At 40.6% G+C, this 25,696-nt stretch carries 18 protein-coding genes; 9 read left to right on the top strand and 9 right to left on the bottom strand.

What is annotated here, in order from left to right:
* Window positions 1–10 precede the first annotated feature (10 nt).
* Entirely contained in the window at window positions 11–925 is a 915-nt protein-coding gene (locus N477_RS16280; RefSeq protein ID WP_063362654.1) for a dihydrodipicolinate synthase family protein, read from the bottom strand.
* Between the two features lie 208 nt (window positions 926–1,133).
* Here N477_RS16280 and N477_RS16275 point away from each other — a divergent pair, with 208 nt between their 5' ends.
* Window positions 1,134–2,372, top strand: a complete 1,239-nt coding sequence (locus N477_RS16275) for an NAD(P)/FAD-dependent oxidoreductase (protein ID WP_063362655.1) — start codon at window positions 1,134–1,136, stop codon at window positions 2,370–2,372.
* A gap of 29 nt (window positions 2,373–2,401) precedes the next feature.
* Entirely contained in the window at window positions 2,402–3,616 is a 1,215-nt protein-coding gene (locus tag N477_RS16270; protein ID WP_063362656.1) for a M24 family metallopeptidase, read from the top strand.
* Window positions 3,617–3,664: 48 nt separating this feature from the next.
* On the opposite strand, the gene N477_RS16265 is transcribed toward N477_RS16270, so the two are convergent.
* The 3 genes from N477_RS16265 to N477_RS16255 all read right to left on the bottom strand — a co-directional run bounded on the left by N477_RS16265 (window position 3,665) and on the right by N477_RS16255 (window position 5,974).
* A complete protein-coding gene (locus N477_RS16265) occupies window positions 3,665–4,396 on the bottom strand; it encodes a hypothetical protein (protein WP_063362657.1) in 732 nt (243 codons plus the stop codon).
* A 70-nt stretch (window positions 4,397–4,466) separates the two neighbouring features.
* Window positions 4,467–5,363 carry an alpha/beta fold hydrolase gene (locus N477_RS16260; protein ID WP_063362658.1) on the bottom strand — a complete coding sequence of 299 codons (897 nt, stop codon included), beginning with the start codon at window positions 5,361–5,363 and terminating at the stop codon, window positions 4,467–4,469.
* A 197-nt stretch (window positions 5,364–5,560) separates the two neighbouring features.
* A complete protein-coding gene (locus N477_RS16255; RefSeq protein WP_063362659.1) occupies window positions 5,561–5,974 on the bottom strand; it encodes a hypothetical protein in 414 nt (137 codons plus the stop codon).
* An 826-nt stretch (window positions 5,975–6,800) separates the two neighbouring features.
* Here N477_RS16255 and N477_RS16250 point away from each other — a divergent pair.
* The gene (locus N477_RS16250) at window positions 6,801–8,054 is read left to right on the top strand and encodes an aromatic amino acid transport family protein (RefSeq protein WP_063362660.1); all 1,254 of its coding nucleotides are present in this window, start codon (window positions 6,801–6,803) and stop codon (window positions 8,052–8,054) included.
* A gap of 47 nt (window positions 8,055–8,101) precedes the next feature.
* On the opposite strand, the gene N477_RS16245 is transcribed toward N477_RS16250, so the two are convergent.
* Window positions 8,102–9,025 carry a diguanylate cyclase gene (locus tag N477_RS16245; protein WP_063362661.1) on the bottom strand — a complete coding sequence of 308 codons (924 nt, stop codon included), beginning with the start codon at window positions 9,023–9,025 and terminating at the stop codon, window positions 8,102–8,104.
* A gap of 149 nt (window positions 9,026–9,174) precedes the next feature.
* On the bottom strand, window positions 9,175–9,738 hold the full coding sequence (locus tag N477_RS16240) for a YSC84-related protein (RefSeq protein WP_063362662.1): 564 nt from the start codon (window positions 9,736–9,738) through the stop codon (window positions 9,175–9,177).
* A gap of 425 nt (window positions 9,739–10,163) precedes the next feature.
* On the opposite strand from N477_RS16240, the gene N477_RS16235 reads away from it, so the two are divergent.
* Window positions 10,164–11,060, top strand: a complete 897-nt coding sequence (locus N477_RS16235) for a DMT family transporter (protein WP_063362663.1) — start codon at window positions 10,164–10,166, stop codon at window positions 11,058–11,060.
* On the opposite strand, the gene N477_RS16230 is transcribed toward N477_RS16235, so the two are convergent.
* A complete protein-coding gene (locus tag N477_RS16230) occupies window positions 11,055–11,489 on the bottom strand; it encodes a GNAT family N-acetyltransferase (protein ID WP_063362664.1) in 435 nt (144 codons plus the stop codon). The genes N477_RS16235 and N477_RS16230 overlap by 6 nt on opposite strands.
* A 406-nt stretch (window positions 11,490–11,895) precedes the next feature.
* Between N477_RS16230 and N477_RS16225 the strand changes: the two genes are divergently transcribed.
* Together N477_RS16225 and N477_RS16220 are read left to right on the top strand one after the other, a co-directional pair.
* A complete protein-coding gene (locus tag N477_RS16225; RefSeq protein WP_063362665.1) occupies window positions 11,896–13,437 on the top strand; it encodes a basic secretory protein-like protein in 1,542 nt (513 codons plus the stop codon).
* A 253-nt stretch (window positions 13,438–13,690) separates the two neighbouring features.
* Window positions 13,691–14,860 (top strand): response regulator, encoded by a 1,170-nt coding sequence (locus N477_RS16220; RefSeq protein WP_063362666.1) that lies wholly within the window; start codon window positions 13,691–13,693, stop codon window positions 14,858–14,860.
* On the opposite strand, the gene N477_RS16215 is transcribed toward N477_RS16220, so the two are convergent.
* Together N477_RS16215 and N477_RS16210 are read right to left on the bottom strand one after the other, a co-directional pair.
* Window positions 14,852–18,253: a PAS domain S-box protein gene (locus tag N477_RS16215; protein ID WP_155731928.1), complete on the bottom strand. Its 3,402-nt coding sequence runs from the start codon at window positions 18,251–18,253 to the stop codon at window positions 14,852–14,854. The two genes, N477_RS16220 and N477_RS16215, sit on opposite strands and share 9 nt — an antisense overlap.
* 253 nt (window positions 18,254–18,506) lie before the next feature.
* On the bottom strand, window positions 18,507–18,902 hold the full coding sequence (locus N477_RS16210) for a MerC domain-containing protein (RefSeq protein ID WP_063362668.1): 396 nt from the start codon (window positions 18,900–18,902) through the stop codon (window positions 18,507–18,509).
* Window positions 18,903–19,190: 288 nt separating this feature from the next.
* On the opposite strand from N477_RS16210, the gene N477_RS16205 reads away from it, so the two are divergent.
* From N477_RS16205 to vioB, 3 genes are all read left to right on the top strand, one after another.
* The gene (locus N477_RS16205; RefSeq protein ID WP_063362669.1) at window positions 19,191–20,573 is read left to right on the top strand and encodes an MATE family efflux transporter; all 1,383 of its coding nucleotides are present in this window, start codon (window positions 19,191–19,193) and stop codon (window positions 20,571–20,573) included.
* A gap of 736 nt (window positions 20,574–21,309) precedes the next feature.
* Window positions 21,310–22,608, top strand: a complete 1,299-nt coding sequence (locus N477_RS16200; protein ID WP_063362670.1) for an FAD-dependent oxidoreductase — start codon at window positions 21,310–21,312, stop codon at window positions 22,606–22,608.
* A gap of 52 nt (window positions 22,609–22,660) precedes the next feature.
* Window positions 22,661–25,696, top strand: a complete 3,036-nt coding sequence (gene vioB / locus N477_RS16195) for an iminophenyl-pyruvate dimer synthase VioB (RefSeq protein ID WP_063362671.1) — start codon at window positions 22,661–22,663, stop codon at window positions 25,694–25,696.

The following is a 25,696-nucleotide window of genomic DNA, read 5'->3' as shown; positions in this document are numbered from 1 at the left end:
GCAATCATCCTTAATCAAGATTGTATTTAGTGAGGTCGATACGATTGGTCATCGCTTCATCATATAATCGACTCACGTACGCTTTTTCACTGTCAGTCAAACTCAAACGTGGTGAACGCGTCTTTTCACTCCCACGCCCAGCAAGTTGTTCAGCATATTTAATACACTGAACTAAGGTTGGCACTGTATCTAAGCGGAGTAACGGTAAAAACCAGCGCCAGATTTCGGTGGCCTCAGCAAACCTACCTTGTTGCGCCAACTTATAAATTGCCACTGACTCGCGGGGAAACACATTTGTTAAACCGGAGATCCAGCCAGTTGCACCCAACATTAAACTTTCTAGGGCAACATCATCCACGCCACCAAAAATAACGAACCGCTCACCAAATGCAGAGATTAATTCACTGATTCTGCGTGTATCTTCTGTGGCTTCTTTAACTGAGACAATATTTGGCTCTGTCGCTAACGTGCGCATGCCTTCAATTGATACATCGACGCCATACGTAATTGGGTTGTTATAAATCATAATAGGTAAGGAAGTTGCTCGAGCAACCTGTTGATAATGATAAATTGCTTCACGCTCTGTAGAGCGATAAACCATCCCAGGTAGCACCATAAAACCTTCAGCACCTAATTGCTCGGCGTCTTGAACAAACTCAACTGCCAATGCGGTGGTGGTCTCAGCCACGCCGGCAAGTAAAGGCACTCTACCGGCCACAACCTCTTTCGCTGCACTTAAAACTTGTCGCTTTTCCTCTGCACGTAATGCGCAATTTTCACCGACAGTCCCAAGCACAATAATGCCATGTACCCCCTCTTCAATCAGTGAGTTGATCATGGCCTTGGTTGTTTCAAAGTTAATTGACTCATCTTCATTAAACTGTGTGGTTACTGCGGGATACACCCCTTGCCAATCTACGATCATTGTTTTTCCTCTGTTATGTTTGTTGCTTTTTTTTACTATAGGTATATTGTATACAATAATCAATATGCAATTTTTTAAAAGTATAAATGGGTTCTCATCAACGCTAAGAAAAATACGTAAAACCTTGATTAGTAATATAAAAAAGCATTTAAAACCAAACTAAGCCGATAAAAATCAAAGAAATGCAATCGCAAATAGAGAAAAGAATATGAAGAAAGATTTAACTATTGCAGTCGTAGGCGCAGGTATCGTAGGTTTGTGTAATGCCCTGCAACTACAACAGCTGGGCTACCAAGTGACCCTGTTTGATCCCAAAGGGATCGGCACTCAATGTTCAAAAGGAAACGCTGGTCACTTTGCGACTGAGCAAGTTTTCCCACTGGCCGACCGCGCTCTACTTAAAAAGTTGCCTAGTATGCTACTCGACAAGCTAAGTCCTTTAAGAATTGACTGGCGATATCTATTGCAAGCTTTGCCATGGTTTGCTCGGTTTTGCGCAAATATGCCAACACCGCGTTACAAACGTCATACACAGGCATTAAAAGCCCTTAACCAAGCAGCTCTTGACGCATACAAACGCCTTTTAGGAAATAATTTTAATGCACATATCATCTGTAAAGGCAGTTTGCTCACCTTTGAAAATTACGATTTAGATGCGATAAAAAAGATCCAGCACGCTTATCACTCAAACGGGGTTAAAGTTGAACTGCTAGATAAACCCGCTATCGCAGCGTTAGAGCCCCAAATAAGTGACAAAGTACGCTATGCCCTACTCTTCACAGAGGTAGGACACACGCCAGATCCATTAAAGCTATCAATGCACATATATAAAGAGTTTATTCACTTAGGTGGTCAGTTTGTACAGCAATCTGTCGCAGAAGTCGCGCAACATGAACATAACGCGAGTGTCATCAACTCACTTGGAAAATCAAAACGCTTTAGCAAGGTCATTATCTGTGCTGGTGCATGGAGCAAACAACTTTGCCAGCAATTAGGCTATAAGCTACCGATAGAAGCCGAGCGGGGTTATCATAATATGCTTAGTAACCATGCACTCAGTCGGCCCGTTGCCTCTGCAGATCGACAATTCATTATGACACCGATGCAAGCAGGCCTCAGGTTATCTGGCACTGTGGAATTTGCAGGCTTACACAGACCGCCATTTTATGCACGAGCAGCATCTTTACTTACCCACGCTCAAGCGCTGCTGAAAAAGTTCAACCATATAGAGCAAGGCGAGTACTGGATGGGCCCAAGACCTTCACTACCCGACTCATTACCTGTGATAGGCCAGGCGCCAACGCACCCCAATATTTTATTTGCACTAGGCCATCAACATTTGGGTTTAACACAGGCCGCGATCACCAGTGAACTCATCGCAAACTTAGTTGCAAACCAGCCAACAGTATTTGATATTACCCCCTACAGTATTGCGCGTTTTCAGTAATGCTTGATAAAACAAAATAGGATACAGTTATGATAGGTATCGGTTTTCAAACCAAACAAGCGGCTCTTGCCAACCTCACAGACATGACCCAAGATGCACAGCCCATTGCTGCAGATGAATATCGTGAGAGGATGGAAAAAGCACAAGCATTCATGCTCGCGCAGAATATTGATGCGTTATACCTAAATGCAGGCACAAACTTAAAGTATTTTACGGGTTTAAGCTGGTCGGCCAGTGAGCGACTTGTTGGTGCAATACTTCCGGCTCAAGGCGATGTATGTTTCATTGCACCATTTTTTGAATTAGGCACCATCAGTGATTACCAAATCATCCAAGGTAAAGTATATGCTTGGCAAGAAGAGCAATCACCATATCGGTTACTTGGACAGGCGTTAACCGAACTGGGCTTACCAGACTCTGCGACCTTAGCAATCGATGAAAGTACGGCCTTTTTTACTGTCGACGGCATTCAAAAAGCAAACTCATCTTTAAAAATCATGAATGGGCAATGTGTTACAGGCCATTGCCGCATGCATAAGTCAGACAATGAGCTTGCCTTAATTCAACGCGCAATGGATATGACCTTGGCTGTGCAAAAAGCAGCTGCCTCCATACTGCATGAAGGTATCACCACCACTGAAGTGGAAGCATTTATAGAGCAAGCACATAAAAAGGTTGGTGCTACAGGCAATTACTTCTGTATTGTGTTATTTGGCAAAGCGACATCATTTCCGCATGGTGTAAAGACGCCCCAAACACTTAAAAAAGGCGATGTTGTATTGATAGACACAGGCTGTAAGTTACATGGCTATCTAAGTGACATTACCCGCACTTATGTCTTTGGTGAAGCAACAGATTATCAACGCGCAATATGGGCCCATGAAAAGCAAGCTCAGTTGCACGCTTTCAATGCAGCGCACATTGGCGCGAGCTGTGGTGATGTAGACTATGCTGCAAGAACCTACTTGGCTGAACAAAACTTGGGGCCAGATTATCAACTGCCCGGTTGTCCACATAGAACAGGGCATGGGATCGGCCTAGATATCCATGAGTTGCCTTATTTGGTCAAAGACAACCCGCAACCACTTGCGCCAGGTATGTGTTTTTCTAATGAACCCATGCTGGTTGTTCCCGACCAATTTGGTATTCGCCTTGAGGATCATTTTTACATCACCGAGTCAGGCCCTAAATGGTTTACGGAACCAAGTCATAGTATTGATGACCCTTTTGGTCTAGAGAAGTAGCAATACAAAACGCCGCAGTATCTCGTCTGCGGCGTTGTTTACAAAGACTTAATTTTGCTGGTCGCGGATATTGCTCAAGTTAACCTTGCCAGAACCGTCATCTATTAATTCAAATGATTGCGCATTGCGCACTGAGATACTTCCTGAGCCATCATCGACTGAGACTTTTCCAGTGACATTTTCAACAACGACCTTACCAGATCCATCTTCTATCCGAACATTGCCTTTGATGTCCTCAACAAGAATTTTTCCAGATCCATCCTCAATATCTAGTTCACCTTGCACACTCAAGACCTCAATACCGCCAGAATTATCATCTATCTCAAGCGAAATTAGGTTGTCCTTTATTATAATAGAGCCTGATCCATCATCTATGCGCTGAATACTTGCATGTGAGACATTCATTGACCCAGAGCCGTCCTTAATATGAGTCACAAGGTTTTGAGGTACAGTGATTGAAAGGTGTACCAAGGTATCGTTTTCCCTGTGGTGGCAAACATTTGCTTTAAGCAAGGCTTTGTTATCTTGCTCAGTCAAATCTAAACAATACTCGCCTCCATCACTTAGCTGATATATCTCAGCAGTGACACTAATCTTATCTGTCTGTTCTCCAATCAACTTCAAACTACCCGCCCCTGCATCAATTTTTAGCTGTGCCAGTTCGCTTGCAGGTAAGCTTAAAGAGGTTGTTTTCACAAATTTGTAATCCGAGGAGTAATACGCAGTTGCAGAAACATAAAATGAAGATATTGCTAGAGCCGCCATCATTAAAGCTTTCATCTTGTTGTCCTTGTTTTTTCTATTTAAAAACTTTGACGACCAGAGATAACAGAAAGGTTTAAATGCACGTTCAGTTTTTTTCAGGCGCTTGGTTTAATTTATCAAGTAAGTATCGAAGCTCCTTAACAACTGACTCCGGTTCATATTGAAAAATGTTGTGCTGTGGCGTATTTGCAAAAACAATTTTTTTATCCGAAGACAAACTATGCATCTTATCAATCGCCTCAGCGTACATTGTCTTCATTCTTTGCCAAGCTTTTGGGTGCCAGTCAACAGGGGCATCTCCACCACGCCAAACACCATTTTTAGACCACAGTAAAACATACGGCGTATCACCAAAATCCCTACTGTCTTTTATTAACTGAGCGCTGGCCTTCAAATCAACTTTTTCTGGGTTTTGATCTGGGTTATGCCACCCTGATAGCTCGTCCTGCATGCGCTGAGTAAAGCTGGCTGAATAAGTGTCTTGCTCTGGTGCCCATTTAGCAATGGCATTATTGAACATGCCGTATTGAGTCGGGTCAACCAGTAAAATCGCCGCAACACGCTCTGGAAATGCGTGGTTAAATAATTTTATCGGATAGGAACCATAAGAGTGCCCAACTAGTATGTGTGGCGCTTGAACCTGCGCTTTTTTGAGCAATATTCCTAATTGCTTAGCCATGACTCCAACGTCATAATGGCCAGAAAAGGGCTCACTTTTCCCTAAATTTGCGCGGTCATAAAGGCAAATTTGGTTTGACGGGCTCATGTGCCGGATAACTTCCTCCCAACCACCTTGAGACCCTGCTCCACCAAATCCTGAATTGACGACAATACTCGGAGTGCCCTCGCCATAGCAAACTATATAAAGCTTAACCCCTCCAACATCGACATGCTTGGACACTGCGGGCGCGACTATGTTTGCAGAAGCACAATATGTCTGTAGTAAAATAGCAAGACTGATAAAGGCTGTTATTTTAATCATTGTTATGGCCTTGTAATTTAATATTCCATAAATTTAGATAGAACATAACAATGCATTAGATAACTTGCAATAAAGGTATTTGAATTTAATATGAGTATATTAAATAAGTTGAGAAGCAAACGTTACTTTTTATTTAATAACGTTTGCTCAAAAAAACACATAATAGAACTAAGAGTAAACAGTGAAAAAACCTCTTATCACTTACAACTAAAAGATAAGTTTATTTGATATGGTTCACCCATTGAGTCTTCTGCAATGCCACCACCAATCCACATGGCAGTACCTACGTCATCCACATGACCACCGCCTAAAATGGACATGCCCGCACCTGCCACTTCAACAGCTTCAGCCAAATTGCGATTTTTTAAATATTCTTGCTCAGGCATTGACCCCATGTAAGTGATGGTTTCATTGATAATGTAAGCACGAGTATCACCATTTTCACTGCAGTAATAATTAGCTTGATCTAATGCTTCTTCTCCGGCTTTTTGTCTTGTTTCTGCGGTCAAATTAACATAATGCTTGCCATCTTGCGCAGGTCTAACGTTATTGTGATGTGCACAGCCACTAGCCAAAAGCGCTACTATTGTCATTGTTAAAAGCTTTTTCATTATTTTCCCCAATCATGTTTGATGGGTAAATCATAGTTAAACTCGGTGTAGGAATCAGTCAGGGAATGTGTAAAAGTGTAAAACTTGCAACAAGGAAATTGACAACTAGCAAAGAGGTTGAAAAAACATCAAAAGGACTATTCAAGGTCTCCAAAGCTATGAACGCTGTCTGAGAAGGCTAATTATTAGGCTATTTAATTTAATAACCCATATAACTGCAATTACTTATATATGAAATTACTTAAAAAACACACCTGTTTTTTTAAAGAGAATAAAGCAAAACCAAATAAATGATAAAACAAACAAAGAATAAACCATAAGTTATAACCGCCTATAAAACCATCAAAGTGATAAAAAGATAACATCGAATAGAGCTATATAATATCACTTAACATTAAGGTGATTAAGGTGCCAAGCTAGTAAAAAGAAAAAGTTATGAATTAAATCATCATTTATAAAAAATATTCATATAAGTTCTACCTTACTGATTTTATTAAATAGAATTGAACTCTAAATAAATATTCACCAAGATTTTATATCGGCAGTGTCAAAACCCCAAGCCTAGTCACCATTTATTGTTCAAGCGACAACTGCAATACTCACTCAACCAGACACACAATAAGCTGCTGTGCCTTAACGCAACACTTCAATACAAGTGTACACAAAGCCAAACTAATGCAGATTCAACTTTATCATTGTGAATACTTATTAACCGCAAAAGCCTCGTTTTGTATGAAAAACACCCAAACAAACCGAATAAACATGCATCAAGAAGTGAATTTCTATATCATCCGCGCGATTAAAATTAAAACGTAGGACAACAAGTATGAGTCATTCACAAGCGGGAGATACCGGTAACACGGTAAACACCAGCCATACAGGCTGGACCCAACATGACACTAATTGGGTGCTAAGCCTCTTTGGTACCGCAGTTGGTGCAGGTATTTTATTTTTACCTATTAATATCGGTATAGGTGGGTTTTGGCCGCTATTGATCATGGCTGTACTTGCGTTCCCCATGACGTATTTGGCACACAGAGGGCTTGCACGATTTGTCTTGTCTTCAAAAAAGAGTGATTCAGACTTCACCGACGTCGTTGAAGAGCACTTTGGCGCAACCAGTGGTCGCTTGATTTCACTCCTATATTTCTTCTCAATCTTCCCTATTTTACTTATATATGGTGTGGGACTGACCAATACTGTAGACAGCTTCATGGTCAACCAACTAGAAATGGAGTCTTTACCACGAGTATTACTGTCTGGTGTGCTAGTAGCGGGTATGATTGCCATTATGTTGGGCGGAGAAAAATTACTACTTAGAGCATTTGCAATTCTGGTCTACCCGTTAGTCGGTGTTTTGTTATTTTTGTCTTTATATTTAATACCTAACTGGCAATTACCGACTATTACAACACCTGATGTAGGCTCATTGACAGAAACTTTATGGTTATCTGTTCCTATTGTTGTCTTCTCATTCAGCCATGCTGCAGCAATTTCTAGCTTCGCCAATACACAGCGTAGGCACTACAAATCAGAAGCAACAGTCAAGGCTGAAGCTATTTTGCGAAACACAGCACTTATGCTCATCGCATTCGTATTACTTTTTGTATTCTCTTGTATTTTTTCACTAACACCTGAGCAAATGGCCGAAGCGAAAGAAGCGAATGTGTCTGTACTATCTTATCTTGCAAACGTATACAACAACCCATTCATTGAAACACTTGGGCCACTCGTCGCTTTCATTGCTATCACCTCATCATTCCTAGGGCACTTCTTAGGCGCGAGAGAGAGCTTTAATGGATTGGTAACTAAGCAGACGTCAATGAACTATAAAACAGCTGACAAACTTGGCGTGGTATTAATGTTTATCTCTATTTGGGTGTGTGCAGTTATCAACCCAAGTATTTTAGATATGATGGGCGCAATATCAGGTCCAATTATCGCGTTAATCCTTTTTGTTATGCCGACCATTGCGATTTACAAAGTACCAGCACTGCAAAAGTACAAGGGTAAATTAAGTACTTATTTCGTGCTTAGCGTTGGATTACTCGCTGTATCTGCCTTGTTATTTAATATGTAAAGTCACAATCTAGAAGGTGCAATCACGCGAATTGCACCTTCTACGCCTTAATTTTCATTAAATAAAAATGCCTGATCTCTGCCATTAGATTTGGCCATATACAAGCCTTCATCTGCTTTTTGAATTAACTCTTCAACATTGTCATAGACACCGTACTTGCCAACAGCGACACCTGCGCTCACGGTGACCACGTCAAACTCTGACTTACCGTGTGGGATCTCAAGCCCTCTTACCGCATGTACAATGGACTGCGCTATCTTTAGAGCGCCATCCTCACTGGTATTGGGCAATAAAACCGCGAATTCTTCACCGCCATATCTAAACACGCTATCTAGAGGGCGATTTACCATTTTAACGGCAATTTTTGCCACTTCTTTAAGTGCATCATCCCCTTGCAAATGCCCATATTCATCGTTGAACAACTTAAAGTAGTCAATATCAAGCATAACTACGGCTAAGCACTGTTGCTGCCGCAAGTTTTGCCTAAATAAGCGTTTACACTCCATATCAAAGTAGCGTCGATTAAACACTTCCGTGAGACCATCAAAGAAAGAGTATTGCTTTAAGATATCAGTTTGGCGTTTATACTTAAGGTGAGTTCTAACACGATTAACCAGAGTCCTCGCGACAATAGGCTTGCCTAAAAAGTCTACTGCGCCCGCATCCCAACATAACTCTTGCTGATTTTCATTGGTATTCGATGTGACAAATATGATAGGAATGTCATTGAGTTCATCCATCGCTTGGATTTTTTTACAAGCTTCCAACCCCGTCATACCGCCAAGGATCCAATCCATTAGGATCAAATCAGGGGGTGATTTAAGACAATAGTTAATCGCCTCTTCAGCGCTGTCTACAGCATCTACACGGCATAAGCCATCCAAACAAGCACCAAGCACTTTTTGCGTTAATGCCGAGTCCTCTACGATCAAGACTAAGCTATCACTGAGGTCGTCAATTTCCTTAAACACGTTACCCTCTATAAATATTTACACATGCTTACGTTGTTTATAGCGAATACTTGTTTAGCCCACAAGAACAAAAAGCGAAATCTTATAAAAAATACGTTTATGCCAAATGGGCTATAGATGACTTTTGCAGTCTCGCTTTGTACAAGATGTTAATTCAAAGAGCTATCTGGCCAAAACCGAGTGCCTTTAACAGTCGCCTGTAAAGCCAAGCCACTTTGCGTCAGCGTATAAACCGACATGCCGCCGTAATAGACCTCACCTTGAATGGCTGCTCCTTTATCTGACGCTTTTGCAGCTGCATCAGCATTACCACCAAAAGTCCAGCCATTACTGACAAAGTCATTGAGCGCTTCTGTAGTATGAAAAACCAAAATTAAACGGTAATCTTTAACACCAAGGCCTAAGCCCACACCGCCTTCGGCCATATTCATATATGTGAATTGCCCTGTTTGGCTATTTTTAACAACCCCATAGCCTGTGCCAGCAGACACCAATAGTAAGTTAATGTTGGCATTTGAGAACACCGCGTAACCAACAGCTGAACGTAACTGCGCTCGAGTATCTGGCTTTTCTTTATAGAGCTGCGACAAAGTGTCGTTTTTCATCTTTATTATTTGCGCACGCTTTTGGGCATTATCCCCCGACCCCATAGAGGCACAGCCCGACAGATAAGTAATTGACAGTATCAACCCCATAACAAATAACCGCTTCATATATTGTTCCTCACGACGACAGGTAGTTTCTATCAGCATTATCGATGCCACTTAAGCAAAGGATACACGTTTGAAGTTTAGCGTATGATGAACAAAGACCCGTTATTATTTAAAAAAGTGCAAAACGTAGAAAGGCGCAGTCAATAAATTCACCATGCAAATAAAAAGGCCACCATATAAATGGTGGCCTTTAACACATCATGGGTAATCATGAAAGGGATAAATGTGAAAACAACTTCATTGTAGCGACTAGGTAGTAAATTAAAATCATATTATAACGGTTAATTAGTTCGTTATTATCGATGAATCAGCACCAGTATGGCTAAGTGCAAAACGGGTCCTCAATAAATTTTAACTTTTTGTGCTAATCGCTCGATTTATCCCTGATGACCTTTTACCATAGACAAAAACTCAAACCGGATACTATGCAATACCTTTCTTTTGTCACTCTACTTTGGGCCTTTTCATTTAGTTTGATTGGGGTCTATCTCGCCGGTCAAGTCGACTCTTGGTTTGCGGCTTTTAGTCGTGTTGCTATCGCCTTACTGATATTTTTGCCTTTTACAAGGCTGTCTAGCGTTACCCCGCGTGTCGCGGTGCAATTGATGGTAATTGGCGCAATCCAAATTGGTTTGATGTATGGCTTTTATTATCACTCCTTTTTATATTTAAGTGTGCCAGAGGTCCTGCTCTTTACCGTTATGACGCCGGTTTACATCACCATTATCAATGACTTGATAGAGAAAAGGCTGCATCTTCACTATCTATTTGTTGCATTGCTCGCAACTGCGGGCGCTATAACCATACGCCAAGCACAGGTAAACGAAGACTTTTGGACTGGTTTACTGTTGGTACAAGGGGCAAATTTTTGCTTTGCACTAGGTCAGGTATTATATCAAAAGCTACCCAAGGGTAACGCACTTCCCCCTCAACACACTTGCTTTGGCTTTTTCTTTTTTGGCGCGCTTATTGTTACTGGTTTAAGTTACATGATATTAGGTAATAGTGAAAAGTTGCCAACGACTCAATTGCAATGGGGAATTCTCATTTACCTCGGATTAATTGCATCAGGACTAGGTTATTTCTTATGGAATAAGGGGGCTACGCTTGTTTCTGTTGGCTCTCTCGCCATTATGAACAATGTACTTATCCCCATAGGCGTGTTGGTAAATCTACTCATTTGGAACCGCCAAGCCGATTTATTATCACTCTCACTTGGCAGTGGCATTATTTGTCTCGCACTATTGATAAATTACTATTTTGAAAAGAAAATTATCACAAAGCCAACGAAAAAGCCTCAGCACTCTAGCAATGAATTATAGCTGCTTTAAAAAATGAATTTTGCTATCCGTGCCATCTTCTAGTGGGTGGCATGCGACAATTTGATAATTGTTTTTCAAAAGCATCATTAGCATATTCTTGAATCGATTCATTGATTTAACACCAATGGCTTCATAGCCCAGTGAAGTACACCATCGCTCCTGTTCATTCAACAAGGCTTGTGCGATCCCAGCTTCTCTGAACTCAGGAATAACAGCGCCTAGCCAACTATAAAAGTGTTTTTCATCCAAAGCATAGCCCAGCTTATACGCGACCGGCTGACCATCTGCTTTGGCAACAAGCAGTAGTGTTTTTTTATTTTTTAAACGCGCTTCTATCAATGCTCGCGTTTTTGGCGTTACAAACTCAGGCACTTGATTTTCAATCTCAATGACCTCATCAATGCTCCCCTGTTCGATACTCCAATTCATTTTATACTCCCACTATTTTCATTTCTTTACACTCATGAAATGACAATTAATTTCTTTCATTCAATTTTATAAATTACCTTTCTCCTTGTAAATGACTGTCTATTTTATCGCCCTGAAAAATAGTGTTTTTTTATATATAGCGCATGAATAAAATAGTCAAACAGTAAACTTTAACCCGTAAAAAACAATTCAAAAACTTCGATTAAATTGAACAACTAGCATACCGAATAGTTACAAAACCGTAAAAAAACCTTTGACAAAGTTTAAAATACAACCAATCATTTAAACCGTTCCAATTATTTTTGACATGAAATGAGTTCATAAAAATAAAAAACATCACTTGAGTCAAAATTAATAAGGGAACAAGCCACAATCATTTATTGGAACGATACAAGGTTGGATACACATGAAATCACTAATTACACACAATGCCTTAAATAAAACCAAACTCGCGTGTTTACTTGGCGCATTATTATCGACCGCAGCCATTGCACAAACAGACCTCACTTCAGATAATCCAAATGCCATCCGTGCATCAGGCGAAAATGGTGACTTTGAAGGCCGAATTAAAGCATTTGATGATAACAAGTACAGCAAGTGGCTGACTTTCACCTCTTCAGGATGGATAAGTTATCAATTTGCACAACCTCAAGCTATAACTTCATACACGCTAACTTCAGCCAATGATGCGCCAAATCGTGATCCACAAGATTGGCAATTACAAGGGTCTAATGATGGTGTAAACTGGACAACACTGGATACACGTTACAATCAATCTTTCAGTGCTCGCCATCAAACTAAGCAGTTTAGCATTGCAAATCCACAGAGCTTTTCGTATGTAAAAGTTGATATTTCATCAACCAAGGGCGCAAATATTTTACAACTTGCTGAAATTGAAATGTTTTCAGCCGACATCACCCCACCGAGCAGCTTACCTATCTCGCAAAGTAATAGTTTAAACGCGGGCCAATGGCAGCATTTTGGCCCATTTAATGTTGCAGGCAAAGTGATTGCGACAACAACGGGTAATGGAGACGCCGATTTATATATGCGACGTGCAGCTCAGCCAACAACACAGTTATTTGACTGTAGCAGTACCACACCCAATGCCAATGAATCATGTACATTACAAGGTAATGACGTATATGTCTCAGTATATGGTTACTCAAATACCAGCTACACGATTAATATAAAGGAAGAAACCACCACACCTCCTACAGGTGAATGGAAAAAACCACAAGTTAACTTTGTCGATGTCGACCCTCAAACTCAAGGGGCTATTTTATTCAAACGCATCATCTCAGATCCTGCTGGCCATATGGCAAATCGCTGCGTGGATGTAGCAAAAATACTTTACCGCGACCCTGTCGAGTCCAATCGCTTCAGAAACCTTCAATTCGAACTTAGAGCAAAAGATCATTGGGGCAATGAGTTTGTTGCATACAAGATGGGCCAAGATGGTTCTGGTGAAATGACCATAGTCGTGAGTACGAGCCACCTTGAGAAAATTTACCGTGACAACGGTAATTCAGACGCTGCAATCCGCAATGAAATTGATGGTATTTTATCTCATGAAGTCACCCACGGTTACAACAATTCACCGCTAACTCATGATAATTACGGCGATGGTAAAGCTTATTGGGCTTATACTGAAGGACTTGCGGATGCAGTCAGAATTGGAGAAGGTCTTCACAAAACACGTACGCCTAATGTAAACGACCCTAAAAAATGGCTAGGTGGTTACACCACCACAGGGTTCTTTTTACACTATGTCCGTGTCACACACGATCCAGACTTCCTATACAAATTTAATAAAGCAGCAAAAGATTTAGGAAATTATACTTGGTCTTTTGATGCCGCTTTCCAACAGATTTTAGGAAGAGGTGTAGAGGACCTTTGGCAAGAATATGCCACTTTTATCAATAATGGTGGTCAATTAGAATACTAGGCTTCAACTTGAGTGAGCATGAGTGTGCTCACTCCCTTACACAGTCCAACCCACCGTCCTCCTCTTTCAGTAAATTGTTTATATCCTCAAGCACCTTTTAACCAAAAACTCGCAGCCTTTTATATATCTAGCATAAATATTTAATCCAATAATCAATCCTGAATACTTAGCAGATTATACCGTTGTACACTATGCTGATGAGAGTTAATAAGTTTAACTATCTAGTACAATTTAGTGCAGGAGTAGGTGTACGATGACAGACAAAGCAAAGGTGCTCATAGTTGACGATGAGCAAGCAGTAAGAGACATGATAAGTGCGGCATTAAAACCTTTCTTTGTGTGTGAACAGGCAGCATCAGCCAGTGAAGCTTATGACATACTCGACAACTTTACCCCTCAAGTGGTCTTAATGGATATCAGTATGCCTGGTATAGATGGCTTAGCGGCATGCGAAAAAATTAAGACCGAACTATCACCAACTCACTGCGCGGTGTTTTTAGTCTCTGGATACAACAACTTGGATATGAGACTGCGTGCCTTTGATGTGGGTGCAGATGACTTCATTGCCAAACCTTTTCAAATGAAAGAGCTGGTCACCAAAGTCCAAAAAGTCAGTGAATTTATTCAATCTCAGACCCTACTTAAAGCCAGTGAGCAAGAATCAATAACCCTTGCCATGTCATCAATGCAGCAGGCGTCTCACTACAGCCTAGTCATGCAGTTTTTTAAACTGCTTAATCAATGCAATGATCTACAGCAAGTCGTGAATCAGTTTTTTTCGACGATGAAGCAACTAGGCATGCTCAGCAGTATCATGATAAAGCAAGAGCAAATGCATTTTTACGGTCCAGCTGGTACACAAATTAGTCCAATTGAACAAAATATATTTGAGCTGCTATGCACAAAAGGCCGTTTACACCACTTTGGCAGACGCTTGATTGTCAACGAAAAACATGTGTCTTTTTTAATTAAAAACATGCCTGAATCACCTGAGGAAAGCGGTGCAATACAAGATATCTCCGTCGCCATTATAGAAGGCGTTGAGTCTAAACTGCTAGATTTGGGTCGACAGCAAGCGATGGAGCAAATTGTGTTAGACATCTCTAGCGGTATAAGCTCATTGCAAAACATTTCTGACGAATATAAAAGCTTAATTCTTGATGTAACGAACGATCTAAATCAGCAAATATCATCGAGCTTTCATATTCTCGACTTAACCGAAGAACAAGAACTTTTTATTGCTAACCTGATCGCCAAAGAAGCAAAAAAACTCAGTGCCCTTGAACCAAAAATGGACTTGCTTAAATCAAACCTGACGAGTGTCATTGAGCAAACTGACAAGTACTTTGCCATGGAAAAAATATCCGCACCTGAAAGTGACACGCATATCGATTTAAACACCACAAAACCTGAGCTATTTTGAGCTCAACAGTGCCACTCTATTGAGTAACTCCTGTGGGCGAAACGGCTTTCGCAGTAAGCTTTCATATAAATTTGGATTAAAGTCCGTTACTTGTTCAACATCCACATACCCACTTATCATTTGAATTTTAATATCTGGATATTTTGCGACAGCTCTTTTAGCCAGACTAAACCCATTTAACTCAGGCATGAGCACATCTGAAATAAGTAAATCATAGTGTGTCACTTCCATGGCCTGAAGCGCTTCAGTGCCACTTTCAAAAATATCGACTTGGTGCCCAGCTTGGCGCAGCAGTTTCGCCACCACATCTGCAAGTGACAACTCATCATCAACAACCAAGATCTTACTCAGCTTATGGCTTACCTGATTTGATGCAATGTTTACTTCTTTGCTTTGCTTTATCTCTGAGTCTATTACAGGAAAGTAAATTGAGAATTGCGTCCCTTGGTCGCTGGTTTTCACTTCAACTTGTCCTTTACTACGCTGGATAAATGCATAAACCTGACTCAAGCCTAAGCCAGTGCCCTTGTCCCCTTTTGTAGAAAAGAAAGGATCGAAAATACTATCTAAGTACTCTTTTGGAATGCCCACCCCCGTATCGGCAACATCACACCTCACATGTAAGCTAGGGGAGGCACTAATAAAGTCATTTTGATACCAGTGTATTGACGTCGCCACAGTCACACTACCTGCTTCTTCAATCGCGTGCACACTGTTTATAACTAAATTCAATATCATGTCATCAAAGTCATGCTTATCAACTCTGACATTGGGCAATTCCTCATGCAAAGAAAAATCTAATTTAACATCCGCTTTAAGTGATTTTTCTAATAACTCGCGGCTATCCAATAATGCATTATTCAAACAAAATATTTCTGTGAGCTCACTTTCTTTTCTTGAGAAATTCAGCAGTTTTTGCGTCAAATTGGTAGCCCGCTCCCCCGCTTTAACAATCGCTTTAGCATGACTTTGAGTATCCTCATCTAAAGACTCTTGCATTAAAATTATGTCGCTGTAACCAAGCATAATACCAATCAGGTTGTTAAAATCATGAGCAATTCCACCGGTCAGTTTACCGAGTGCGTCCATTTTCATTGACCGCCTCAGTTGCTCTTCTTTTTCTTTAATATTTGTAAGATCAACACAGTTACCAATAAACCGCCTTACACCATTTGGCATGAGAGGAAGCTCGCTGATAGATAGGTGCATTGGAAAAACACTGCTATCGGCACGCTGCCCAAAGACCTGTCGCCCAATACCAATGACTTGCTTATGCCCTGTCGTCATGTAATTAGATATAAATGTATCGTGATGCATCGCAAACTCATCGGGCATCAACATTTTCACATTTTTTCCGATCACATGATCAGCGTGATATTGAAATGCAGCCTCCGCCGCTTTGTTAAATGTTAAAACCTGCCCTTTATCATTGATGGTGATCACAGGATCCACCATCGACTGTAACACTTCATCTTTTTCAGCTTCTTTTAACTCCAATGATTCAATCACTTCGTGAAGCATCGTGATATCAGACACCAAAGAGGCATAACGGGGCGCTTCGTTTGGACTATCAAACACCATAAAGCTTTGCCATTCAGTGACTCTTTGCTGCCCTTGTGCGTCTGTAATGGCTATAAGCTGCTTTGCTGATTGCTCATTTGAAATAGTACTTAGTAGGTAATTTTCCAGTTCAGTATTAAATTCAGATGTCACCACTTCAGATAAGTTGCTATCAATTAAGCGACTTTGCTCTACGCCAAATAACGTAGATGCGGCTTGATTACAAAATACAATGGTTAGCGATTTATCCCATTCAATAATTGCCAGTGGTGCATGCCTAACAAGCCCTGCCAATCTTTTTTGGGTTTGCTGTAGTGTATGATCCGTGCGTTTTTGATTTGTTATATCCGAGATGACGCCGGCCATGGCATATTTACTATCCGATCTTTTCACAATTGGGAAAAGCGTAATTGCACTGTAAAAAGTTTCTCCCTTGTGCTTATAGTGCACTTCTTCTCGAATATAACTCTCACCACGCATGACTGACTCCATCCGCTGCATAATAAATTCAGCAATATTTTTAGGACATGCCTGGAATAAGTGGGCAGCTTCTTTTATCGGTTTTTCTATTGATAAAAACTGTTTCAGTTGGCTGTTTAAATATGCTATTTCACCGTTTTCTTGCAGTAAAAACACACTCTCTGGAATATTTTCTATTATAGAGTAAAACTTACGCTCACTTAGCTGTAGCTGTAGGTTTAACTCAAACTCTTTTTGCTGATCGACAAAAGCAACCAAATAACATGTCAGCACCTGCTTTTTCATATTTAGCTTAGTCACTGACAAGTTAATAGCATGCCATTTTCCCTCATATAACCAAAAGCTTTTACTACTCTGTCCACGGTTTCGTTCAGCCTCAATCGACAAACTCAAGAGCTGAGATTCATCGCAAGAATGAGATAACTTAAAATGCGCATTAAACTGTGCAAATTTATCAGGTTGTTCAGATAAATAGGCAAGCGCAATGTGGTTAATATCTAAAATCTGCCCTTTTTCATCCACAATGACAACGGCATCCGTAATGCCTTCAAACAAAGCTTGAAAGTAGTCTTTTTGCTCTTTGGTGGCCGCATGGCTACTGGCAAGGTCTTGAAATAATTGATTGCTCCTTCTCGCTAATTCACTGATCTCATCCATACCATTTATCTCTATCAAAGTTGCCCCTTCTTTAGAGTTATAAGTATCAAAGTGACGAAATATTTTCTGTAATCGCTTTTGAATTGAGACATGAAAAATCACTGCAACCAATAGTGCTGTGATCAACATAATAACGAACAATGGGGTGAATGCGTGCATCGTAGAATTGTGGATATACCTTGCGGCTTTTGAATAATCAGCCAATATCAACAAGTGTTTCTGAGTTTGATTGGTATTAAAATGATCAATCGTGCCTGCTAATACGAGCCTTTTTGATTTTTCATCGTACGCCTTAAAATCCACTTTGGACATTAATATTTGTTGCAGGTAATCATCAGAGAGCTCAAAATCATGTAAAACTTGTTCTATTGAGCTGCCTTGATAATGATTATGCGTAGTGGTCTCTACAGCACCTTGTCTGTCAAAGACCAAAGCAATGGCCACATCCGAGTGGGTTTTCATTAAACTCAAGTACTCTTCCACTGCATCCTGTCTGTTTTCAGAAATCATAAATGCAATCGCTGACTTTGCTTGTACAAACAGACTGCTGACTTCATCAATACGTGTCGCTAAATGGTTATCGGTCGTTTGCTTGAGCGTAAATAATTGCAGCGTAGCCGCTTGTGCGAGTAAACCAAACACCACCACGACAAAAATTTTAAGCGCGATAGGAATACGAACAAATTTACTAAACAAATGCACTATCTATTACCAATAGCGAACTTTGACGTCGTTACGATAGTGACAGCCCACAAGGTAGAGGCTTGAATAAGCGGGAAAGTTTTAGTCAATGCACACTCCAACAAAGTTGCCAATGCATTGAGCATAGTACATAGTGTTTAAATCACCTATTTACTATATATTTGTCACTATATATTTGAGAATGCAACCAAACTTGAAGAGTTAGTTGGGATACCAAGACAAGTAACCCAACGATAAGATACATAACTTAACTGCGACACTCATCACTTCTACATGTCTTAATATTGATGAGGTGACTATATGCAACGACCAAACTGCCTACAACAGTCAAAATAGTCTCTCCTGCATCACCGAGTAAATCATGTCCAAAAAATGCAGCAACACTCAAAACAACGAGTCCAAAAATACCACTGTAAAATATTTTCCACTTTTGATGGGATTTACATCCACTATATAAAGCGACAATACTGGTAATTAACACTCCAAATAGCAACATTTGATGAAAAGCTTCCTCTTGCAAAAAACTTGTCGCTACAAACGGCAATGCTAAAACAACAACAGGTAAAACGAGACAGTGAGCTAAACACAAAAAAGCAAGCCCTATAGACACTCTATCTCCAGTTTGTTGAAAACTACCTAGCATTTAACCCTCTCAATAAAGATACAATATAACATCACTATAAAATATAGAAACGGGCTTTAATTAGCAACAGGTATTCACGCTAAGATTGGCTTAAACTCGGCGTATTAGATAAATAGTCATAAAAAGTACACCGCATAATCATCAAGCTTTATCAGTCATCCGTTTTTATAACCCTCAACCAAACAATCAAAAAACAACAATATTAAAATTAATCATACAAACCATTAACTTTATTAAATTTTTTTCAGTACACTAGCGAAAGCAATCAACAGTTCACAAGGATAATCTATGAGTACGACCACAGCAGACATTGAGTTAGCACAACAACAAGAGTCACCGTTGCTAACTGCGCCCATTTTTAAACAGTTTTGCTTTTTGGCAATACCTACAATTTTAGGGATGTTAATAAGCGGGTTATACAGTTTTGTGGATGCACTCTTTATATCGCAAGGTATCGGCACGCAAGCAATGGGCGCCGTTTCGGCAGTATTTCCAATCCAAATGCTATTAATCGCCATTAGCACCATGCTCGGCAGTGGTATGGCGTCACTGATTTCTAGATACCTTGGCGCAAAACGCCAACAGGATGCAAATCAGGTATTTTCAGCCTCCTTTTTACTCGCAGCAGGGTCTGCACTGCTGCTGTGTTCATTAACCTATTTTAATCTAGACGCCATTTTTAACTTATTAGCGGTGCCTGAAGCGTTAAAAGCACAAGCCACCAGCTACATCACACCCATTGTATTATTTTGGGTTGTTGGCTTTGTATGCAATCAAATCACAGAAGGCTTTCGGGCTTCTGGCAACCCCAAAGCAATGATGCAAGTGCTTACAACAGCCTCTGTATTAAATATTGTGCTCGATGCCGTCTTTATATTTGTATTCGAATGGGGAGTAGCAGGTGCTGCGTGGGCGACTATCGCAGCTATCAGCATCGCACTCATCATGGCGATTCAACTACAAATAAAAGGAGAGAGCAAAGTCCAATTTAGCAAGCAGCAACTATTTAGTCCTTTGAAGGTACACAGCAAAATTTTAAGCCTTGGTTTACCTGTACTACTCTCTCATGGCGGTTTCTCAGTGATCCTCGCTGCGACGATATATTCAATCTCGACCATATTTACAAATAACTCCGAGCCGCTCATTACAGCCCATGGCATCTTAGTACGCAGCTATATGTTCCTGTTTCTGCCTATTATCGGCATGATGGTTGCTTTGCAGACACTCGCAGGCTTCAATTATGGTGCTGGCCAATATCAACGGGTATATAAAGCTTATTTAGTAGCCTGTGCAGTGAGCTTTGGTTGGGGGCTTATAGTTACCTTCATACTCGCGTTTAACGCACAGTGGCTCATTACATTATTTACTCAGGATCAGCAAGTCACCGAACTTGGTAAGCAAATCGCATTCGTCTCATTTTGTGCATTCGCCCTATCCGGATTTTGCATGATGTCTAGTGGGCTATTTCAAGGCATGGGCAGAGCACTTCCTGCAACTATGTTGGATGCTGCACGTACCTATATTGTACTTTTACCATTGATGGCAGTATTACCAGATGCATTTAATCCCGACGCTTTATGGTGGTCTTTCCCGATTGCAGATACTGCTGGCGGACTATTTGCACTTGCTTTTTCACTGTACACACTAAAAAGACTAATAAAAAAGAATTAGAACTATACCAAGTTATAAAAAATTCATCTTAGTTTTTACATTGCAAATAAACAAATACCGATTTACCTATTGTTTTACCACTTTAGGTAATCGGTACAAATGAAAATCAAATTCACCGGTAAAATTCAAGCTTTCGGCCACAAGTTTTTGTCATACTCGCACCCACAAAGCGATCCATTGCAAGATAACTGAACACCTCCTGAACTTACAAAAAACAATTAAGATTCATACGCTTAATCAATATTTCAATTTGCCTATTTACACTTTCTGTACCCGGAGAAAGCAACTCGTGTAATGCGTTGAAATTTCACCTCCACATTTCCTACATATTTATCCCCAAATTGAAAACAAAAATTCATGTACCAATCATGAAACTGGCATAGTGCTTTATTCTAAAAAAATAAATTAAAGCCAATTTCGCAATAAAGTAAATGCACAAATTGCAATAAACAAAACAATTTAAAAATTATTACAGACCGAAAATATCATTATTTTAATAACATTATCGTGATCAATGTTAATTATTGCGAACGATAGTGATATCATTCTCCCCAGCAATTACAGCGAGTTTAATTAATCATAATCTATTGATTTTATGGAATACGAATTTAACACTTTCGTGTTTCAGTGAATAAACCGGCTTAACAATGATTTTTAATATTTAAATAATGTTAATTATTAATGAAGTTTCATTTAGAGCTACAAGTTTTTAGGAAAACTCAAGGAAACATGGAACATGACGGTTAGAGAAAATACAATCTCAATCATCGGGGCGGGCATTTCAGGCATCATTTGCGCGCTAACGTTAGCAAAATCAAATGAGTGTAAAAAGAAAACCATTCGGGTTTATGAACACAAAAATCGTGTCGGTGGACGCGCACATGCGATAAAAGTCAATGATCTTTATGTGGACCTCGGCGCTGGACGCTTTTCCTCGGGTCTTCATCATAATGTCAAAGAGCAAGTAAAATCCTTGAACTTGGCCTATGAAAAATTCCCTTTTACACAACTAAAGCGCCCACAAGCATTGCATAAAAGTTTAAAGAGCATTCTGAAAAATTTGAAACCTTTGTGTGACGAGCATGCGCATGACTCCTTTGAAGAGTTTTTAACCATCTATGTTGGCCGAAATCAAGCTCGTGAGATGATCAATGCACTCGGTTATGATTCGTTGTCATTACCTAATATTACGCCGCATATTGCCTTCGACATTATTGAAAAGCATCCTGAGATCCAGGGGTTTTCTGAAAACGCTGGGTATGAATGGTTTAACCTTAAAGAAGGGTTTTCGGCATTACCAGAGAAGCTTTATGAGCAAGCACTTGCGCATGGTGTCGAATTTCACTTTGGCCATGAATTAACAAGTATCGAAGCTGATACTGAAACTCCTGTACTCAAATTAAAAAATGAAAAGCAGCAAGAAGTGATTATCAATGAAGGCGAGATGATTTTAACTTTTCCACCGACAGCGATGAAAAAACTTAATTGTGGTTTCCCGCAAGATTGGAGCAACTATACCTATGGCTCTATCCCGCTGTTCAAGGGCTTCTTATTTTACGATACGCCTTGGTGGCAAGATATGGATTTAGCGGATCATGTGGTGATAGCCAATAACCCTATCCGAAAGCTGTATTTTAAAGATAACAAGTATGTATTTTTTTATACCGACAGTGATTATGCCAACTTTTGGCGTGACGCCACATTAAAAGGTGAAGCACATTACTTACAAACAGTAAAAGAATTAATGGCCGAGGCATTAAAGTGTCATATGAGCCAACTTCCAGATCCGAGCAACCATGTTCATAAACATTGGGTGCATGGCGTTGAATTTTCTCAAGAGTCTTGCCCCAACCACCCTAAAACACTCTCACATAAAAAGTCTCACATCATCTCTGCATCAGATGCTTACACATCTCATTGCGGTTGGATGGAAGGCGGTATTATGGCCGGCACCAGCGCGGCGAATACGCTTCTTGAGAGAGTGAAGCAAAGACAAGTAAAAGCACAAAAAGAATGTGAGCTTGCTCACGTTTAGCTGTCATTAGACACAGACATAATTAAGACCAGTAACTAGGAAGTTTAAATAAATGAGTATTCTCGACTTTCCCCGAGTTCATTTTAAAGGGGTTGCGCGTGTTAATGTGCCAACAGGTAATCGTAATATTAGCAACACGTTAGATATATCGAATAACACGGCTACCATGGATGGCAAACCCTTTGATGTGTCTAAGTCGCCACGCGACTTTCATGACTATATAAAGTCACTTGGCCCCAAGTTTAATGCTCAGGGTAAACTTGACGAAGAAGGTGAATTTAACCTCAGTGCAGGATATAACATGCGCGGGAATAATCACTTTAGCTGGGAAAATACCCTAGTTACGTCAGTGCAGTTACGTCCCGGTGAATACATCACTGATGACAAGCTTGTGGGTAATAAACTGTCTTTATGGGGGCATTACAACGAGTATTTAAGAACCTCATTTAATCGCGCACGTTGGGTTGATAACGATCCGACTAGACGAGATTCAGCCTTAATTTATGCAGGTCAGCTTACAATCACTGACCCTAAATCGTCTGCCAATACGGCCCATATTTTATCTGCAGATATAGACTGCACCCATGGTGTTCGCTGGCTTAATCGTGGATATATTGAAGAGCCAATTAACCACTTTCTGTATGAGGAAATGAGCGAAGCTCGGCTGTTTCAATTCACGGTTAATAAAGATAGTAAAGACTTTATACTCAACCAACTTGGTTTAGACTCTGAATTTTTAACTGAATTAAGAAATAAGCTGCGAGACCCAGCGGTAAAAGGCCTGCTTATTCAATACTGCGTAAGCAACTTGTCTCCACCTAAAGCGCCTAATATGCCTGTATTTTGTGACTTACACGGCACCATTGGTTTATGGTACGACGACGATATGGCCACTTGCCCTACTGGCAGAGTCTTAAGGCCAGATAACAGCGAACAATATGCACCAATCGCTTTATCAATAAGAGATAACTGGTTGAGCCTAAATACAGCTATTAGTTTGCCCCACCAGCGATATGAAGAAACCATGCCAGTTGAAAATGGCATGCCACCAAAACTCAGTGAAAAGGTAGATCTTGGCGACCTTTATTTAAAGTCAAATAATGGTCAAGTGGTAGCCGTCATACCCAAAGAGACTTATCTCAATAACACGACTAACTCAGGCGTAATTGACATCCCACTTCCCGAGTTTGACAGCCAGTTTGAGCAACAATCGTTGAAGTTATGTTCCGAACGTCACACTTGGTATGAAAGCGATTGGTACATCCAAGCTGAACAACACATTATCGCCATGGAAAGCCCAAACTCAGTTACCAAAGAGTCCTGTACAATCGAGTTAGATGTGCGCAGTTATTATCGCGGAAAACCAGCGTCAATATCTCAATTAGCAACACATTCGCTAGCACCTGACACAGTCACCAGCTCTACTTATCTTGATACTAACGAAGATGGCCATGGCAGTATTATTGTTGAGAGTTTATCCGCAGGCGGCGCTGAGCTATTTTTAGGTGAGTTTTACAGTCCAGTGCAAGTGAGAGTGCTCCCTGATGCTTGGGCACTTGCGGATATACCGACGGAACAAGTTGACTACGACTTCCTTTATCAGCACGTCATGGCGTACTACGAACTATTTTACCCGTTTATGACCGAAGCCGTATTTAGTATGGCGGATAAATGTAAATGTGAAACCTATGCACGTTTAATGTGGCAAATGTGCGACCCTAAAAACAGAGATAAAAGCTTTTACATGCCAAGCACACGGGAAATGCCTGAGGTGCACGCGCAACTATTTCTAAAGTACTTATGCAATGTCGAACAATCAGCAATGCCACAAATTTTACCTGCCGAGCAAGAAAAGGCACAAATCAATGGCAATATAAAAACCAAAGCACAGCTGATTAACGCGTTGAAAGATGCCGTCGATCTTGAGCTGTCGATTATGTTGCAATATATCTACAGCGCCTATTCGTTACCTAACTATGCCATTGGTGAACACTTTGTATCGATGGGCCGCTGGAACGAGCAACAGCTTGAGTTAGTTAACGGTGGCGAAGATAGACGTCTCAATAGCGGATGGCGTGGCGCTTTACTCGAAATAGCCCATGAAGAGATGATCCATTATTTGGTCGTCAATAATCTTTTAATGGCCCTTGGTGAGCCGTTTTATCCAGGTAAGCCCGTACTTGGGGAAGAAGCCAAAGACAAGTTTGGTCTCGATACTGAGTTTTCTTTTGAACCTTTCTCTGAGCATATCATCGCTAAGTTTGTCCGCTTTGAGTGGCCCGCGTTTTTTCCAACTGTTGGGAAATCTATCGCAGATTTTTACGCGGATATTACCACCGCTATTGAAGAGATCCCCGACTTATTTTGCAAAGAGCGGGTCAACCTCGGTGGCGAGCATCACTTGTTCTTAAACGAAATAATCAATCGCGAATATCCGGGTTATCAATTTGAAGTATACGACAAAGAAACGGCTCTTTTTGCCATTAACTTTGTCACCGAGCAAGGCGAAGGTGTTGCTGCTGACTCACCACAATTTGAAGTCAGTCACTTTAATCGTCTAAGAGCCATCTCAAAAGCTTTAACAAATAACGACATTCCATTCGAGCCAGCTTACCCCGTATTAAAAAACCCGGTGTTTGAGCCAAGAACGGGTTGTAACCTAGTAACAGATCCTGCTGCCGTAGAGCTTATGCAGTTTTATAAAGGCTGCCACGAACTGATGTTTCAGCTCATGATGCAGCACTTTGCAATAAAACCACTGGGTAGTATGCGCCGCTCTCGTTTAATGAATGGCGCGATAGACTTAATGACCGGTATTTTAAGACCACTATCCGTATTATTAATGACCTTACCATCGGGTACGCCGGGTCGAAACGCAGGCCCCCCCGTACCAGAACCAATTAATACACACGTATTCCCAGACCTAGAGCAAGGGTGTATGGCTATATCAGAGCAATGTAAACAGCTTGCTGATATGGGCAGAGCTATGGTCTGTGCAAAACCTCCAACAACACAAATTGAGTTATTAGAGTTTTTTCAAAATCAGATGCATGAAATCGCAACTGGCAAACTTTCAAGGGAAGCTTAA

Origin of the sequence: Pseudoalteromonas luteoviolacea H33-S, assembly GCF_001625695.1 — a bacterium.
Lineage (GTDB): Bacteria > Pseudomonadota > Gammaproteobacteria > Enterobacterales > Alteromonadaceae > Pseudoalteromonas > Pseudoalteromonas luteoviolacea_B.
The sequence above is the reverse complement of the archived record's forward strand: the minus strand, read 5'-3'. Positions and strand labels throughout refer to the sequence as shown.

What these genes read in the sequence shown, in the direction of transcription:
- N477_RS16280 (WP_063362654.1), bottom strand. Translation starts at nt 925, where the DNA reads ATGATCGTAGATTGGCAAGGGGTGTATCCCGCAGTAACCACACAGTTT.
- N477_RS16275 (WP_063362655.1), top strand. Translation starts at nt 1,134, where the DNA reads ATGAAGAAAGATTTAACTATTGCAGTCGTAGGCGCAGGTATCGTAGGT.
- N477_RS16270 (WP_063362656.1), top strand. Translation starts at nt 2,402, where the DNA reads ATGATAGGTATCGGTTTTCAAACCAAACAAGCGGCTCTTGCCAACCTC.
- N477_RS16265 (WP_063362657.1), bottom strand. Translation starts at nt 4,396, where the DNA reads ATGAAAGCTTTAATGATGGCGGCTCTAGCAATATCTTCATTTTATGTT.
- N477_RS16260 (WP_063362658.1), bottom strand. Translation starts at nt 5,363, where the DNA reads ATGATTAAAATAACAGCCTTTATCAGTCTTGCTATTTTACTACAGACA.
- N477_RS16255 (WP_063362659.1), bottom strand. Translation starts at nt 5,974, where the DNA reads ATGAAAAAGCTTTTAACAATGACAATAGTAGCGCTTTTGGCTAGTGGC.
- N477_RS16250 (WP_063362660.1), top strand. Translation starts at nt 6,801, where the DNA reads ATGAGTCATTCACAAGCGGGAGATACCGGTAACACGGTAAACACCAGC.
- N477_RS16240 (WP_063362662.1), bottom strand. Translation starts at nt 9,738, where the DNA reads ATGAAGCGGTTATTTGTTATGGGGTTGATACTGTCAATTACTTATCTG.
- N477_RS16235 (WP_063362663.1), top strand. Translation starts at nt 10,164, where the DNA reads ATGCAATACCTTTCTTTTGTCACTCTACTTTGGGCCTTTTCATTTAGT.
- N477_RS16230 (WP_063362664.1), bottom strand. Translation starts at nt 11,489, where the DNA reads ATGAATTGGAGTATCGAACAGGGGAGCATTGATGAGGTCATTGAGATT.
- N477_RS16225 (WP_063362665.1), top strand. Translation starts at nt 11,896, where the DNA reads ATGAAATCACTAATTACACACAATGCCTTAAATAAAACCAAACTCGCG.
- N477_RS16220 (WP_063362666.1), top strand. Translation starts at nt 13,691, where the DNA reads ATGACAGACAAAGCAAAGGTGCTCATAGTTGACGATGAGCAAGCAGTA.
- N477_RS16210 (WP_063362668.1), bottom strand. Translation starts at nt 18,902, where the DNA reads ATGCTAGGTAGTTTTCAACAAACTGGAGATAGAGTGTCTATAGGGCTT.
- N477_RS16205 (WP_063362669.1), top strand. Translation starts at nt 19,191, where the DNA reads ATGAGTACGACCACAGCAGACATTGAGTTAGCACAACAACAAGAGTCA.
- N477_RS16200 (WP_063362670.1), top strand. Translation starts at nt 21,310, where the DNA reads ATGACGGTTAGAGAAAATACAATCTCAATCATCGGGGCGGGCATTTCA.
- vioB (WP_063362671.1), top strand. Translation starts at nt 22,661, where the DNA reads ATGAGTATTCTCGACTTTCCCCGAGTTCATTTTAAAGGGGTTGCGCGT.